The 15524-nt window shown below is 59.3% G+C and carries 15 protein-coding genes; 2 read left to right on the top strand and 13 right to left on the bottom strand.

Annotation, left to right across the window (positions count from 1 at the left end):
* Positions 1-21 precede the first annotated feature (21 nt).
* The 7 genes from thiO to J2X66_RS26885 are packed head-to-tail and all read right to left on the bottom strand — an operon-like array spanning position 22 to position 6769.
* A complete protein-coding gene (gene thiO / locus J2X66_RS26915; RefSeq protein WP_310270743.1) occupies positions 22-1122 on the bottom strand; it encodes a glycine oxidase ThiO in 1101 nt (366 codons plus the stop codon).
* 55 nt (positions 1123-1177) lie between these two features.
* The gene (locus J2X66_RS26910) at positions 1178-1579 is read right to left on the bottom strand and encodes a type IV pilin protein (RefSeq protein ID WP_310270739.1); all 402 of its coding nucleotides are present in this window, start codon (positions 1577-1579) and stop codon (positions 1178-1180) included.
* Between the two features lie 14 nt (positions 1580-1593).
* The gene (locus J2X66_RS26905; protein WP_310270736.1) at positions 1594-4686 is read right to left on the bottom strand and encodes a PilC/PilY family type IV pilus protein; all 3093 of its coding nucleotides are present in this window, start codon (positions 4684-4686) and stop codon (positions 1594-1596) included.
* Positions 4673-5143: a PilX N-terminal domain-containing pilus assembly protein gene (locus J2X66_RS26900; protein ID WP_310270733.1), complete on the bottom strand. Its 471-nt coding sequence runs from the start codon at positions 5141-5143 to the stop codon at positions 4673-4675. The genes J2X66_RS26905 and J2X66_RS26900 overlap by 14 nt, the downstream gene beginning before the upstream one ends.
* Positions 5140-5853 carry a prepilin-type N-terminal cleavage/methylation domain-containing protein gene (locus J2X66_RS26895; RefSeq protein ID WP_310270730.1) on the bottom strand — a complete coding sequence of 238 codons (714 nt, stop codon included), beginning with the start codon at positions 5851-5853 and terminating at the stop codon, positions 5140-5142. The genes J2X66_RS26900 and J2X66_RS26895 overlap by 4 nt, the downstream gene beginning before the upstream one ends.
* Positions 5850-6299, bottom strand: a complete 450-nt coding sequence (gene pilV / locus J2X66_RS26890; protein ID WP_310270727.1) for a type IV pilus modification protein PilV — start codon at positions 6297-6299, stop codon at positions 5850-5852. The genes J2X66_RS26895 and pilV overlap by 4 nt, the downstream gene beginning before the upstream one ends.
* On the bottom strand, positions 6296-6769 hold the full coding sequence (locus J2X66_RS26885) for a GspH/FimT family pseudopilin (RefSeq protein ID WP_310270724.1): 474 nt from the start codon (positions 6767-6769) through the stop codon (positions 6296-6298). Before J2X66_RS26885 ends, pilV begins: the two co-directional genes overlap by 4 nt.
* A 130-nt stretch (positions 6770-6899) precedes the next feature.
* Here J2X66_RS26885 and J2X66_RS26880 point away from each other — a divergent pair, with 130 nt between their 5' ends.
* Complete coding sequence (locus J2X66_RS26880) at positions 6900-7418, top strand: GspH/FimT family pseudopilin (RefSeq protein ID WP_310270721.1); 519 nt, start codon at positions 6900-6902, stop codon at positions 7416-7418.
* Here J2X66_RS26880 and ispH read toward each other — a convergent pair.
* From ispH to murJ, 6 genes are all read right to left on the bottom strand, one after another.
* On the bottom strand, positions 7415-8362 hold the full coding sequence (ispH, locus tag J2X66_RS26875) for a 4-hydroxy-3-methylbut-2-enyl diphosphate reductase (RefSeq protein ID WP_310270718.1): 948 nt from the start codon (positions 8360-8362) through the stop codon (positions 7415-7417). The two genes, J2X66_RS26880 and ispH, sit on opposite strands and share 4 nt — an antisense overlap.
* 78 nt (positions 8363-8440) lie before the next feature.
* Positions 8441-8878: an FKBP-type peptidyl-prolyl cis-trans isomerase gene (gene fkpB, locus J2X66_RS26870; RefSeq protein WP_177327872.1), complete on the bottom strand. Its 438-nt coding sequence runs from the start codon at positions 8876-8878 to the stop codon at positions 8441-8443.
* A gap of 7 nt (positions 8879-8885) precedes the next feature.
* Positions 8886-9398 (bottom strand): signal peptidase II, encoded by a 513-nt coding sequence (lspA, locus tag J2X66_RS26865; protein WP_310270715.1) that lies wholly within the window; start codon positions 9396-9398, stop codon positions 8886-8888.
* The gene (gene ileS, locus J2X66_RS26860) at positions 9391-12222 is read right to left on the bottom strand and encodes an isoleucine--tRNA ligase (RefSeq protein WP_310270712.1); all 2832 of its coding nucleotides are present in this window, start codon (positions 12220-12222) and stop codon (positions 9391-9393) included. Before ileS ends, lspA begins: the two co-directional genes overlap by 8 nt.
* Positions 12223-13173, bottom strand: a complete 951-nt coding sequence (ribF, locus tag J2X66_RS26855; RefSeq protein WP_027924197.1) for a bifunctional riboflavin kinase/FAD synthetase — start codon at positions 13171-13173, stop codon at positions 12223-12225. It abuts the gene before it with no gap.
* Positions 13174-13301: 128 nt separating this feature from the next.
* Entirely contained in the window at positions 13302-14840 is a 1539-nt protein-coding gene (gene murJ, locus J2X66_RS26850) for a murein biosynthesis integral membrane protein MurJ (RefSeq protein WP_310270709.1), read from the bottom strand.
* A 252-nt stretch (positions 14841-15092) separates the two neighbouring features.
* Between murJ and rpsT the strand changes: the two genes are divergently transcribed.
* A complete protein-coding gene (rpsT, locus tag J2X66_RS26845) occupies positions 15093-15371 on the top strand; it encodes a 30S ribosomal protein S20 (RefSeq protein WP_007942340.1) in 279 nt (92 codons plus the stop codon).
* Positions 15372-15524: the final 153 nt, after the last annotated feature.

Here is a 15524-nt window from a genome sequence, read left to right as displayed (position 1 = left end):
CAGTCGCCGAAGATCCTGCGGCTAGATACGCCCTACCGGCGCATAAGGTGCAGGATCAATAATCGGCTCACGCCCCAGCATCACATCCGCAAACAACTGACACGACGCCGGCGCCAGCACCAACCCGTTGCGGTAGTGCCCGCAATTAAGCCAAAGCCCTTCAAACCCGGGCACCTGACCGATGTAAGGAATGCCTTCCGGCGAGCCCGGCCGCAAACCGGCCCAATGCCCGACGACTTCGGCATCCGCCAACGCGGGAATCAACTCCACCGCCGAGGCCTTGAGGCTTTCCAATGCCAAGTCGGTCGGCGTCTTGTCATAGCCTTCATGCTCCAGCGTGCTGCCAATCAGAATGTGCCCATCGCGCCGGGGAATCGCGTAACGCCCCTTGGCCAGCACCATGCTCGGCAAAAAATCCGCCGCGCACTTGTACAGAATCATTTGCCCTTTTACCGGTTCGACCGGCAACGCCAAGCCCAGTTCTTTGAGCAAATCACCACTCCAGGCGCCGGCAGTCAGAACCACTTGATCACCCGGAACGGCACCCGTAGAGGTCTGTACGCCAACGACCTGATCACCTTCACGAATAAACCCGCTGACTTCGCACTGCTCGTGAATCGTCACATTCGGCAGCGCCAGCAATGCAGCTTTCAGCGACTTTACCAGCCGCGGATTGCGTACATTGGCCACGTCGGCCATATAGATCGCCCGCGAAAAACCCGCGCCCAACACCGGCACGGCATCATGCGCCGCAGAGATATCCACAGCCCGTAGCGGGCGGTTTTCCCGTTTCGCCCACGCCAGTGCCTCGGTTTCATCATCCAGGTCAAGCCAATACAGGCCGGTGGTGTGAACCTCAGGATCAACCCCGGTCGCCGCGAACAATCGCTCACCGAGCTGTGGATAAAAATCCTGGGACCAATGCGCCAACGCAGTGACCGCCGGGTTGTAGCGCCACGGATAGAGCGGAGAAACAATCCCGCCGCCCGCCCATGATGACTCCTGCCCAACGTTCGAACGATCCAGCAGCACCACACTGCGGACTTCGGACGCGAGATTGAACGCCGTCAGCAGCCCGATCACGCCGCCGCCGACAATCACCACTTGCTGTTGCCTGGTCATGTTCAGATCCAACCGTTAAATAGACAGAGGGCGCAAAAGGCACCCGAAAGAAAACTCAGCGACCCCAGCAATCCTTGGCGGTCAAACCGGCTGTTGCGTTGACCATGCTCCGGACACCGGTATTGGTCAGGGTGAAATCCCCGCACTTGTCGATTGCCATGCTCGAACCTGGTTTGCGCACGGCCGTCAGCAGGAAGGTCTGGTCAGTGATAGTCGGGGTGATGGTGTAATAGTCGTTGCCGGCGCTCAGGCCTGTGGCGTTGGTGTAGACATTGCTCTTGGTGTAGAACCGCTCAAGGATCTGCGCCTGCTCCGACAACACCCCGGCGATTTCGCTGCGTCGGCCTTTCTTCAAGTATTCGGTGAAGCTCGGGGCGGCAATGGTCATGACGATCCCGATGATCGCAATCACGATCATGATTTCGATCAGGGTAAAACCTCGGTTGGATCTACGCATGCCTCAACTCTCACTTACTGTATTTGTCGCCACATGATGCGACGGCTGCCGCCGCCGGATTTTTCCACCAGCGTGCTGATACCGCCACTGGAATCGTTCACGATTTTGCGGGTTGCACCATTGACGATGGCGTTCAGGGTCGGAATGCCACCGGTGAAAATCACCCCGCTCGACACCGTATCTGTACTGTCGACCACCCCGTCGCCATTGGTATCAAGCACCGCATAGTTGAGCATCTTACCGCTGAATGCCTCCAGCTCGACCAGTTTGCCGGTACCGAAGCTGGCGCACGGGTCCGTAGTGTCCACACTTGCCGTAGTAAAAACGATCCGCCCCAGTATCAGACTGGCCTGATTGATCACTCGCTCGCCGATCAGCGCGTTGTTGTACCCCAGTGGCAAATACCAGCCCTTCTCTGCCGGGTAGGTCACGTCGTTCTGGCTGGTGGTGATGAACTGGCCAGTGCTGCCAGAGAACACCCCCGTTACCGCCTGAGCCTGCAAACTGGCCACGGTGATTTGACCCGATCCGCCGTCCGCATCCCACACTGCATAAAACGCCTGTAAATCCTTGTTGGTCTTGTCGGCCGTCTCATTGAATTTACCAGTGCCGACAAACACCTCCTTGCCGCCCAGTGCATTGTCCGCCAGCAAAGGTTGCGCGGTAATGGGCTGAGTGGCGCCACCGGCCGTGGTAAACAGCGGCTTGCCGGAAAAGGCCACGCCCCAGGTATCGGGCGCCGTGGCGCTCAGATCGAACTTCCACAACCGCCCTTTCAAGTCGCCGCCATAAGCAGCCTGCACCACATTCTGCGAGTTGACCCTGAGCTTCACCGACGACAGACCATTGGTGGTTTCAGTGCTGTCGACCACGATTTTCTTGATCAACGACCCATCACGCACATCCACCACGTACAACGCAGCGACGCCAGAGTTGCTGCCATAACCGTTAGAAATAAACGCGGCCCATCGACCATCGGCCAAGCGTGCCACTTCCGGTCGAGCGTAGGCATAACCCAGGTCATTGAACACGTTCGCCGTACTCGGCGTGGTCGGCGCAGCGATTTCCCACAACGCCTTGAACGCGTTACCCAACGAGGCATCGAACAGTTGCAGCGCATAGAAGACTTTGCCGCCCGCCCCGGTGCCGCCAATGGCCAGGGTTTTCCAGGTGCCGCTGAGTTGGGCATCGAACACACCGACCTGCCCATCGACCAGATACTTGTGGCTCACACCGTTGATGTAGGCTGGATCGGCGATGTACCGCAGCGAGGGCAAAACACTGGACGGCATGTAGGCATAGCGCCTGACACCATTGGCCGAGTTGATGACATTCACAAAACCGTCGTTGGCGTTCACCACCAGGCTGGCACTCATATTGGCGGCTTTGATGTTCAGGTAGGTGCTGTAAGTACTGTCGCCCAGCAGATCGGATGCGGTTTTATCCACAGGGGAGGCCAACACCAGCGGCGAGTTGATGATGTCGCCGAGCAATACGCTGCGCACCTTGAGCCCGGTTTTGTTGGTGCCCTTGCTCCACTCCACCAGATCGCTGCCAGTGATGCCGGTGGGCAGGCTCTGACTCAACGATGTCTGCTGCGCCGGGGAAAAACTGCTGTAGGCCAGCGTGACAGCGGTGTTGCTCAGGGTGTTCCAGGATTGAAACGCCGGTACGGTCGCGCCGGGGACGATGGTAGTGTCGGTGGTCCATTGCACAGCGGCAGTGTTCACCACCCCAGCAGACGTGAAACCAAAGGACTTGAGGGTGCCGCGCCAGTCTTTCGGGTCATAGCTGGTCTGAAAATAGCTGGATCCGCTGGTCAGGGTGGTACCGCTGGTGACCCCGCTCCCCCCGGAACCAGCCTTGGAAGTGATCTCACTCAACGCTGACGACAATGCGTTGTTGAGCCCCACGCTATCGGTCGCCTGATAATACTTGCCCTGCCCATAGCCGGCCGCGTCCGACAACATCTGATTCGCAGCGGTAAACCCTACGGTGTAGGTGTTCATGTTCTGTTTCGGGAAGTCCACCGCGTTCCAGCTTTTGCCCGCCGCATCGGTGCCGGTGGAGCGCATGTCGATGTCGAACGCGAACTTGGCGATGTCGTCGAGGTAAAGGGTGTCACCTTCGCCGTCACCGTTGAGGTTGTTGCCATCATTGTTCACGCCGTCCCAGTTTGGCAGCCGGGTGCCCCCCAGTGGGTCGTTGGTCGGGAAGCTCCGGTCAAACGTCGGCAGGCCATCGGTGATGACCACACCATAGTTTTTCTGGCAACGGTACTGGATCGGGCTGGTGTAGGTGGCTGGCGTCGAGTTGTAGTACGGCGCCAGCCCCCGGAAGTAGCGGGTGATTTCGTAGTAGGTTTCCGCCAGCGGGGTGTTGGCCACGGCGCTCAAGCCATTGATGGAGCTGATCAGGTTGTTGTAATTGTTGTCGGCCTGCGATTGGGTCACGCTGCCGCTCACCACCGATAGATCACTGATCGAGCGGGCGATGAAGCCGCCATTGCCGGAGTTGCTGCTATTTACCGGATTGAACGTCGCAAGCCCCATGCGCAGGCCGCGGTTGCTGCTCACCAGTGCCGTGGACACGTTTCGCGCCACGTTCATGCGGTAGTCGTTGGGGATCGAGCCGGTGGTGAAATCCCGGTTGCTGCCGTTGGCCAAGCCCACCAGGTAGGACAGGTAATCGTCGGAGTAGCGGGTGTTTTCATTGCCCACCGGGTCTGGCAACTTCAGGCACAACGGCGCCAGGCTGTTGTTGTAAAACGCGTAGGCCCCACTGGAACAACCGGACTGCGGCAGGCTGGACAGGAAGATCGAATCACCGACGATATCGCTGCCGCTCAAACACAGCCCGAGGAAAAAATTACATTGTCTGGCGGGCGTGCGCCCAGTAACGGTCGGATCGAACCCGGCGGCGTAAAGGATGCTGTTCATGCTCCCCGAGTCGTCGATCAGCAACATCACGTTCGGCGCAACAGCCGCGGCGCTTAACAGCGGTGAATCCGAAGGCGTGAAGGCATACGCCGGGGCCGACAGATAAAGGCCGAACACAACGCCGCAAAGCAGCCGACACATGCGGGCGCGCCATTCAGTACTTAGCATAAATACTCTCCACGACGCTGCGCGAGTTGCCCGCGATGCCGACGGCGGTCACCCGGTAAAGCGTCGCCGAGGTATTGCTCGGCACATTGACGGCGTTGAGCGTGGTGCCGATGTTTTGCACCCCGTAAAAGCCACCGCCGGAAGCGATCCACGTCACACCAGAGCTGGAGTTGAGACCGGCGGCCGTGAGGCTCGTGGCCTCGGCCGGCGGGGCGCACTGGCTGCAGACCGGCAATGAATAGCTGTCGAGCTGCACCGCGCTTTCACCCACGCGCAACGCCGCTTCGGCCCCCTGAAACGACTGGTTGCGCAGGCTCACACTGCCGGCCATTTTTTCCTGCAGGGTGGCATTCTGCATCGAAGAAAGGCCGATCAGTGTCAGCAATAGCAGAAACACCAGACTGACCAGCAGCGCCATGCCACGCTGGGCTTGAGACGTCATGGTGGCCGCCCTCATGGCAGACGGTTGCGCAAGGCGGCAACCACGCTGAAGGTCTGGTTGCGCACCCGATTATTCGGGTCGGTGAGGGTCAGGCTCAGGCGTACGCTGCGGATGCGTGCCGGGTCCGACGGGTTGCTGCTGTAACTGGAAGCCGCCACATCTGTGGCGGAACTGGCGAGACCGAAGCTCACGTTGAACGCACTCACGTTGTTCACCAGCACGTACTGGGTGGGCGTGCCGGCACCCGCCCCCATCAATATCTGGTTGTTGCTGAAGCTGTAGATCAACCGCCGGATCGGAAAGGCCAGAAACCCTGTCGCGGGTGTTCGTGCGCCGGTGTACGCCGTCGCCGAGTTTCGACAGTCAGACACCACCGTCCAGGTCGGCGCTCCGCCGTTGCCGCCAACATCCGCCGTCACCAGCGTCAGCTTGAGGTTGGCGTTGTCCCAACTGATGGGCGTTATCTGACTGGCGTTGAAGTCACCCGACGAACTCGAATCGGTGATAGTGCCCAGACAGCCGAACATGCCGACCATACGGATTTCCTGAATCATTTTGCTCAACACAAAACGCGCGTCTTCCTGCATCCCGGCGGAGACGTTCTGGCTGACGTAGGTATTTTTCGCCGCGATGAAAATCTGCGCCACGCCCAGGACCACGATCAGGCTCAACGCCAGCGCGATCAGCAACTCGATCAAACCGAACCCTCGGCTGGAGCGGTTCATGGCGTGGACACCGGGTCGGCCGTGGCGCGACTGGTCAGGACAAAGCTGCGGCGCGAGCTGGCGATATTGGCGGCGCGCGAGTCGTCCCAGTTGATGGTAATGGTGTAAACCCGCTGGTTCAGCGTCACGCTGCCAGTGGCCGTCGCGCCGCCGAAATTGACGATGTTGGTGGTGAAGTCGTAGAGATCCTGGTCCCGGGTGACACTCAGGTTGCCCGAGGTCGGAGGCGTGATGGTGTAGTCGGCAGCGGAATTGGCGCGAATGCGGTCCATCATGTCGTAGGCGATAAAACTCGCCTGGCTGGTCATCCGTGAACTGTCGGTGTACTTCAGCGCATTGAGCTGAATCGCCGCCGCCCCCAATAGCCCCACCGTCAGTATCAACAACGCCACCAGGACTTCGATCAGCGTCATGCCCTCCTGTGCACGCTTGCTCCATTCCCTCATCCGCAACTTCCACCCAATAGAATTCGTCCGTTCAAACACACATTCAGCGTCCTGCTTTGCGTCCCCAATACATAGTTGATGACGACGGCGGTAGACGGTGCCGACAAACCGCCCAGGTTGTTGAAGTCCAGCGCGGTCACTCCTGAGGTTAGCGTCAGAGTGGCGCCGCTGCTCATCGCTGGAACAACCCGCAATACATTGGCCGGTGTGCCAGTACCGTCATAGACCGTCAATTCACCAGTCCAGACACTGCCGCCCGCCGTCGGGCGGACGCGGGTGGTGATGCCACGGTCGATGGCCTCCAGTCGGGCGAAATTGAGTCCGCGCTGCAAGTCGCCGATTTCGGTATCGGCCCGGGTGGTTTGCACCGAACGGGTAAACGCCGGTACGGCCAGGGTGATCAGGATCAGAAACACCGCGAGCGTGATCAACAGTTCGATCAGCGTGAAACCTTTTGTACGATGATCCATCGGTGCCCTCCGTTGCCGTCGGCTATACCTGCTTCTACACGCTAGAACATTCGACCGGCCCAGGCGGGTTGTTTTGCCATTACTTGCGCATGGATTGCGCGGGTCACACCACTCCAGGGAGGGAAATGCCATGCATCAGCAAGGTTTCAGCCTGATCGAACTGCTTATGGGACTGGCGATTGCCGCAATTGTTCTGCTGTTGGTCAGTCCGGCGTTCGCGGCACTCACTGAATCGAACCATCGCGAGGCGACGGCGAACGCTCTGGTCAGTGGTATTCGCAATGCCAGAACCCTGGCCATCACACGCAATCAGGCCGTTGTGATTCATGGCATCAACGGGGATTGGGGTCAGGGCTGGCGGATCATTCTGGACATCAGTGGCAAAGGACCGGAGGACAGCAGCAATCCGCTGCTGGTTGAGCGCGTGGATAGCGCTCGGGGAGCGATTGTCGGCAATTGGCCGGTCAGGCGATATGTTCGATTCAGCGGGATCGGCGAACCCCAGATGCCCGGACGGGCGTTTCAAGCGGGGACTGTGCATTTTTGCGCAGCCCGCGAACCGGTCAGCCAGCTCCAGGTGGTGCTGGCCGCTACGGGTCGCGTCAGCCTGCGCAGCGACAAGGTTGAGCAGGCTTTATGTCAGCGTTAAAGCAGGGAACGCACGCGCAGCTCTTTAGGCATGGAGAACGTGATGTTCTCCTCGCGACCGGCCAGTTCATCGGCGCCGGTGGCGCCCCATGCCTGTAACTGCTGGATCACGCCCCGCACCAACACTTCCGGAGCGGAGGCACCAGCGGTAATGCCGATACGTTCGACCCCCTCAAACCAGCTCTTTTGCAGGTCTTCGGCACCGTCGATCAGGTAGGCCGGGGTGGCCATGCGCTCAGCCAGTTCACGTAGGCGATTGGAGTTGGAGCTGTTCGGGCTGCCGACCACCAGGACCACGTCGCATTCGTCGGCGAGTTGCTTGACCGCGTCCTGACGGTTTTGCGTGGCGTAGCAGATGTCATCCTTGCGTGGACCACCGATCGCAGGGAAACGTGTACGCAGTGCGTCGATGACGCGGCTGGTATCGTCCATGGACAGGGTAGTCTGGGTCACGAACGCCAGTTTTTCAGGGTTGTTCACCTGCAATTCGGCGACGTCTTTCTCGTCTTCGACCAGATAGATCGCGCCACCATTGCTGCCATCGTACTGGCCCATGGTGCCTTCGACTTCCGGATGACCGGCGTGGCCGATGAGGATGCATTCACGGCCGTCGCGGCTGTAGCGGGCCACTTCGATGTGAACCTTGGTTACCAGAGGGCAAGTGGCGTCGAACACCTTCAGGCCACGACCGGCGGCTTCAGTGCGCACGGCCTGGGAAACACCGTGGGCACTGAAGATCACGATCACGTCATCGGGCACCTGATCCAGTTCTTCGACGAAAATCGCCCCGCGAGCACGCAGGTCTTCGACGACGAATTTGTTGTGGACTACTTCGTGGCGCACATAGATCGGCGGCCCGAAGACTTCCAGAGCGCGATTGACGATTTCGATCGCACGGTCCACACCGGCGCAGAAGCCACGGGGGTTGGCGAGTTTGATTTGCATGCTGTGCCTCGTGTCTTGCGCGCAAGAAGTAAGATCATTAAAACCCCGTAGGAGCTGAGCTTGCTCAGCTCCTACAAGTTACAGCGATTTGACGTTGATGATCTCGACGTCAAAGGTCAATGTCTTGCCGGCCAGCGGGTGGTTGAAGTCGATGGTCACTTGCTCGTCATCGAATGTCTTCACCACACCGGGCAGCTCAGTATTGGCCGCATCGTTAAAGATCACCAGCAAGCCAGGCGACAGTTCCATGTCCTTGAACTGCGAGCGCGGGATGATCTGTACGTTCTGCGGGTTGGGTTGGCCAAAAGCGTTTTCTGGCTGAATGGTCAGCGTACGCTTGTCGCCAGCCTTGAAGCCGAACAGTGCTGCTTCGAAACCTGGCAACAGGTTGCCGTCACCGACCTTGAAGGTCGCCGGGGCTTTGTCGAAGGTGCTGTCGACCGTGTCGCCGTTCTCCAGGCGCAGTGCAAAGTGCAAGGTGACTTCCGTGTTCTGGCGGATGCGTTGCTCAGCCAATACCTGTTCAGTCATGAACGGCTTCTCCGGTTTTCTTACTTTTGAACATGTCTAGCGCAAGCATTACGGCACCGACAGAGATTGCACTGTCGGCAAAGTTGAACGCCGGGAAATACCAGCGGTTCTGCCAATGCACCAGAATGAAGTCGATCACGTGGCCCAGGGCGATGCGGTCATACAGATTACCCAGCGCGCCACCCAGCACCAGCGCCAAAGCGACGGCCAGCCAGGTTTCATTGCGCCCCAGACGCTTGAGCCACACCACCAGCACCGCACTGACCACCACGGCGATCAGGGCGAACAGCCAGCGCTGCCAGCCGGAGCTGTCAGCCAGGAAGCTGAACGCAGCGCCAGTGTTATAAGCCAGGGTCCAGCTGAAGTAATCGGGGATCACCACGATTTGCTGGTACATCTGGAGCTTGCCTTCGAAGTAGAACTTGCTGACCTGGTCGATGACCAGGACCAGCAAACTCAACCAGAGCCAGCTCAGCCGCCCGAAACGGCCAACGGCATTAGGCATAGTGACGAACCTCGCCAGCGCCGCTGATGTTGTCGACGCAACGACCGCAGATTTCCGGATGCTCCGGGTTCACGCCGACATCTTCACGGCAGTGCCAGCAACGGGCGCACTTGGCGTGGCTGGACTTGACCACTTGCAGCTTCAAGCCGCTGACTTCGGTAACCACCGCATCGGCCGGTGCCTGTACAAACGGCGCAACGGTCGCGGTCGAGGTAATCAGCACGAAGCGCAGTTCGTTGCTCAGCTTGGCCAGGTCGGCGCTCAGCGCGTCATCGGCGAACAGCGTCACTTCGGCTTGCAGGTTGCCACCGACGGCCTTGGCCGCGCGCTGGATTTCCATTTCCTTGTTGACGGCTACCTTTACGGCCATGATCCGCTCCCAGTAGGCGCGGTCCAGCTCGACGCCTTCCGGCAGCTCGGTCAAGCCTTCGTACCAGGTGTTGAGCATCACCGATTCGTTACGCTCACCCGGCAGGTATTCCCACAGTTCGTCAGCGGTGAATGCGAGGATCGGCGCGATCCAGCGCACCAGCGCTTCGGAGATGTGGTACAGCGCGGTTTGCGCCGAACGGCGCGCCTTGCTGTTGGCGCCAGTGGTGTACTGACGGTCCTTGATGATGTCGAGGTAGAAACCGCCCAGCTCCTGCACGCAGAAGTTGTGGATCTTGGAATAGACGTTCCAGAAGCGGTATTCGCCGTAGTGCTCTTGCAGCTCGCGTTGCAGCAGCAAGGTACGGTCCACAGCCCAACGGTCCAGCGCCAGCATGTCTTCGGCCGGCAGGATGTCGGTGGCCGGGTTGAAGCCGGTCAGGTTCGAGAGCAGGAAGCGCGCGGTGTTACGGATACGCCGGTAGGCGTCCGCACTGCGTTGCAGGATCTGCTCGGACACGGCCATTTCACCCGAGTAATCGGTGGAAGCCACCCACAGGCGCATGATGTCGGCGCCCAGGGTGTCGTTGACCTTTTGCGGTGCAATAACGTTGCCCAGCGACTTGGACATCTTGCGGCCGGACTCATCGACAGTGAAGCCGTGGGTCAGCAGTTCGCGGTACGGCGCGTGGTTGTCGATGGCGCAACCGGTCAGCAACGACGAGTGGAACCAGCCGCGGTGTTGGTCCGAGCCTTCCAGGTACAGGTCGGCGCGCGGACCGGTTTCGTGGCCCATTGGGTGCGAACCGCGCAGGACGTGCCAGTGCGTGGTGCCCGAATCGAACCAGACGTCCAGGGTGTCGCTGATTTTGTCGTAAAGCGGCGCTTCGTCACCGAGCAGTTCGGCGGCGTCCATCTTGAACCAGGCTTCGATGCCTTCGACTTCGACGCGCTTGGCAACTTCTTCCATCAGCTCGGCAGTGCGTGGGTGCAGTTCGCCGCTTTCCTTGTTCAGGAAGAACGGGATCGGCACGCCCCAGTTGCGTTGACGGGAGATGCACCAGTCCGGACGGTTGGCGATCATCGAGTGCAGGCGCGCCTGGCCCCAGGCCGGGACGAACTTGGTCTCTTCGATGGCTTTGATCGCGCGCTTGCGCAGGGTGTCGCCGGTCACAGGCTCTTTGTCCATGCCGATGAACCACTGCGCGGTGGCGCGGTAGATCAGCGGGGTCTTGTGACGCCAGCAATGCATGTAGCTGTGTTCGATGATGCTGGTGTGCAACAGCGCACCGACTTCGGTCAATTTGTCGACGATGGCCGGGTTGGCCTTCCAGATGAACTGGCCGCCGAAGAACTCCAGCGACGGTACGTAAACGCCGTTGCTTTGTACCGGATTGATGATGTCATCGTTGACCATGCCGTACTTCTTGCAGGTCACGAAGTCGTCTACGCCGTAGGCTGGCGAGGAGTGAACCACACCCGTGCCGGCGCCCAGCTCAACGTAGTCGGCCAGGTAAACCGGCGACAGACGGTCGTAGAACGGGTGACGGAAGTTGATCAGTTCCAGCTCTTTACCGGTGGTGGTCGCAACGACCGAGCCTTCCAGGCTGTAACGGGCCAGGCACGACTCGACCAGCTCTTCAGCCAGCACCAGCAGTTTGTCGCCGACATCGACCAGGGCGTAGTTGAATTCAGGGTGAACATTCAACGCCTGGTTGGCCGGGATGGTCCACGGGGTAGTGGTCCAGATCACGATCGAAGCCGGCTTGGCCAGCGACGCCAGACCGAAAGCGGCAGCCAGCTTGGCTTCGTCGGCAATCGGGAACGCCACGTCGATGGTCGAGGACTTCTTGTTCTCGTACTCGACTTCCGCTTCAGCCAGGGCCGAACCGCAGTCGAAGCACCAGTTCACAGGCTTCAGACCCTTGAACACGAAGCCGCCCTTGACGATTTCCGCCAGGGCACGGATTTCACCGGCTTCGTTCTTGAAGTCCATGGTCTTGTAGGGGTTGGCGAAGTCGCCCAACACGCCCAGACGGATGAATTCGGATTTCTGCCCTTCGATCTGCTCGGTGGCGTAGGCACGGCACAGTTCGCGGGTCTTGTCCGCGCCCAGGTTCTTGCCGTGGGTCACTTCGACTTTGTGCTCGATCGGCAGGCCGTGGCAGTCCCAGCCCGGAACATAAGGTGCATCGAAACCCGACAGGGTCTTCGAACGGATGATCATGTCCTTGAGAATCTTGTTCAACGCATGACCGATGTGAATCGTGCCGTTGGCGTACGGAGGACCGTCGTGAAGTACGAACTTCGGACGATCCTTGCCAATCTCGCGCAACTTACCGTACAGGCCAATGCTGTCCCAGCGCTGCAGAATCTGCGGTTCGCGCTGAGGCAGGCCGGCCTTCATTGGGAAGGCGGTGTCCGGAAGGTTTAGCGTGGCTTTATAGTCGGTCATTTAAGGCTCTTCATTAGCGATTGGCGCTAGGTGCGACAGGGCACGGGCGGCGGCGACATCCGCATTGATCGCCGTCTTAAGCGCCTCCAGAGAGGCGAAACGCTGCTCTTCACGCAGCTTGTGGTGGAAGACCACCGTCAAACGCCGGTCATACAGATCGCCGGCAAAATCTAAAAGATGCACTTCGAGGTGGGCTTTGCCATCACCTTGGACCGTTGGCCGCACGCCGATATTGGCGACGCCTGGCCAGGTCTTGCCATCGATGTCGACGTTGACCAGGTAAACCCCGGTCAGCGGCACGCGACGGCGCTTGAGTTGTATGTTGGCCGTGGGCGTACCCAACTGGCGCGCCAGCTTCTGGCCGTGCAGCACTCGTCCGGTAATCTGGAACGGCCGCCCGAGCAGTCGCTCGGCCAGGACGAAATCGGCAGCGGCCAGGGCATTGCGGACCTGGGTGCTGCTGACGCGAATACCGTCCAGCTCGACGGTTTGCGCAGCTTCCACGGTAAAGCCCTGCACGATGCCGGCCTGTTGCAGGAAATCGAAATCGCCGACGCGGTCACAGCCGAAGCGGAAGTCGTCACCGACCTCGAGGTGCTGCACACCAAGGCCGTCCACCAGAATGGTATCGACGAATTCGCTGGCGCTGAGCTTGCTCAGCCGCTGGTTGAAGGCCAGGCACAGGACGCGGTCGACACCTTCGTCGGCCAGCAGCTGCAGTTTGTCCCGCAGCCGGGCCAGACGGGCCGGGGCCGTGTCCGGGGCGAAGAATTCTCGCGGCTGCGGCTCAAAAATCACCACGCAGCTAGGCACGCCCAACTCGAGCGCACGTTCACGCAGCCTCGCCAGGATAGCCTGGTGGCCACGGTGAACACCGTCAAAGTTGCCAATAGTGGCGACACAGCCCCGATGCTGGGGGCGCAGATTTTGGAGGCCTCGAACCAGCTGCATAACGCGCTTCTTGCTCATAAAGTGGTCGATTATAACCACACCCGGCGGCCGACGACAGGCAACACCGTAACCAAAGTGATCGAGCCGACAAAACCACCGGCTCGCCCGTGTTTATCGAGGCTGCAACCTCAGCTCAATGCCTTGCGATTGAAGTCGCGCAAACGGAAGCCCATCAGCAGCAACATTCCGAAGTAAGCGACGATGCCGGCGGTGATCAAGGCGCCCAGACGCAGGAATCTTTCAAGCATATGCCCTTGATCCCATGCCGGCATAAAGTGCATCCCGACCAGCAATACGGCGGACATCACCAACACGGCAATAACGAGCTTGGCGCCGAACTTCGCCCAGCCCGGCTGCGGCTGATACATCTGCTGCTTGCGCAGTTGATAGAACAACAGCCCGGCGTTGATGCAGGCGCCGGCGCTGATGGCCAGGGCCAGGCCGGCGTGAGCCAGCGGACCGATCAGCATCAGGTTGAACAACTGCGTAACCACCAGGGTGAAAATGGCGATTTTTACCGGTGTGCGGATGTTTTGTTGCGCATAAAAGCCCGGTGCCAGCACTTTGATCACGATAATCCCGAGCAAACCGACGGAATAAGCGATCAGCGCACGTTGGGTCATCGACGCATCAAAGGCACTGAACTGGCCGTACTGGAACAGCGAAACGGTCAGAGGCTCAGCCAGAATCCCCAGCGCCAGCGAACACGGCAACACCAGGACGAAGCACAGGCGCAGCCCCCAGTCGAGGATGCGCGAATATTCGTGACGGTCTTTGCTGGCGTAGGTTTTGGCCAGCGTCGGCAACAGAATCGTGCCCAGCGCCACGCCCAATACACCGGACGGCAATTCCATCAAGCGGTCGGCGTAGTACATCCAGGACACAGAGCCGGCCACCAGGAAGGACGCGAAAATGGTGTTGATGATCAGGGAAATCTGGCTGACCGATACGCCGAGAATCGCCGGCAGCATCTGCTTCATCACTCGCCAGACACCGTTGTCACGCAGGTTCAGGCGCGGCAACACCAGCATGCCGATTTTTTTCAGGTGCGGTAGTTGATAAAGCAATTGCGCCAGGCCACCCACCAGAACCGCCCATCCGAGTGCCATAACCGGCGGATCGAAGTACGGCGTCAGGAACACCGAAAAGACGATCATGCTGACGTTGAGCAAGGTCGGCACAAAGGCCGGCACTGAAAAACGGTTGTAGGTATTGAGGATCGCACCGGCCAGGGACGACAGGGAAATCAGCAATATGTAGGGAAAGGTCACCCGTAACAGGCTGGAAGTCAGCTCGAATTTTTCCGGCGTATCGGTAAAACCCGGCGCAGTCGCCCAGATAACCCAGGGCGCCGCAATCATCCCCAATGCCGTGACTAGCGCCAGCACCAATGTCAGCAAACCCGAGACGTAGGCAATGAATGTTCGCGTCGCCTCCTCGCCCTTCTGGCTTTTGTATTCGGCCAGAATCGGCACGAAGGCTTGGGAAAACGCCCCCTCGGCGAAGATTCGCCGCAACAGATTGGGCAATTTGAAGGCGATAAAGAAGGCGTCCGTCGCCATCCCGGCACCAAATGTACGTGCGATCAGCGTGTCACGAACAAACCCCAAAACCCGGGAAATCATCGTGATAGAGCTGACGGCGGCCAACGATTTGAGCAAATTCATTGAAAGAGTTTGTGCCTGTCGATAAACAGCAGGCGAACAAAGCGCCTACTTATGCGATACTCCGCGCCGCAGCAGCACAGAGCCAAAGCTCGCGAGTTTACAGGTCAAGCGCCGGAAATAAATATCCCGCCTCTTTATACCTACCACTTAGCGGAACGTCTCAACCGCCCTTGACAAGACATCAACTCATCGGCATGATTCGCGGCCTATTTTGTTTGCTATTTCCTAAAAAGTCTTTCGAGGAGCTCGACGGTGGCCAACACACCTTCCGCCAAAAAACGTGCAAAACAGGCTGAGAAGCGTCGCAGCCACAACGCCAGCCTGCGTTCCATGGTTCGTACCTACATCAAGAATGTAGTTAAAGCCATCGACGCAAAAGACGCTGCTAAAGCTCAAGCTGCTTACGTTCTGGCCGTGCCAGTTATCGACCGTATGGCCGATAAAGGCATCATCCACAAGAACAAGGCTGCTCGTCATAAGAGCCGCCTGAACGGTCACGTCAAGGCTCTGAACCTTGCTGTTGCCGCATAAGCGGTAAGCTTGTTAAAAAACCGACCTCAGGGTCGGTTTTTTATTGCCTGCGAATTAACAAACCCCACACAAAAAATGTAGGAGTGAGCCTGCTCGCGATAGCGGGGCAACACTCAACACCGATGTCGACTGTTGCACCGCTATCGCGAGCAG

This window comes from Pseudomonas sp. 3296, assembly GCF_031456615.1.
Classification (GTDB): domain Bacteria; phylum Pseudomonadota; class Gammaproteobacteria; order Pseudomonadales; family Pseudomonadaceae; genus Aquipseudomonas; species Aquipseudomonas mucoides.
The sequence above is the reverse complement of the archived record's forward strand: the minus strand, read 5'-3'. Positions and strand labels throughout refer to the sequence as shown.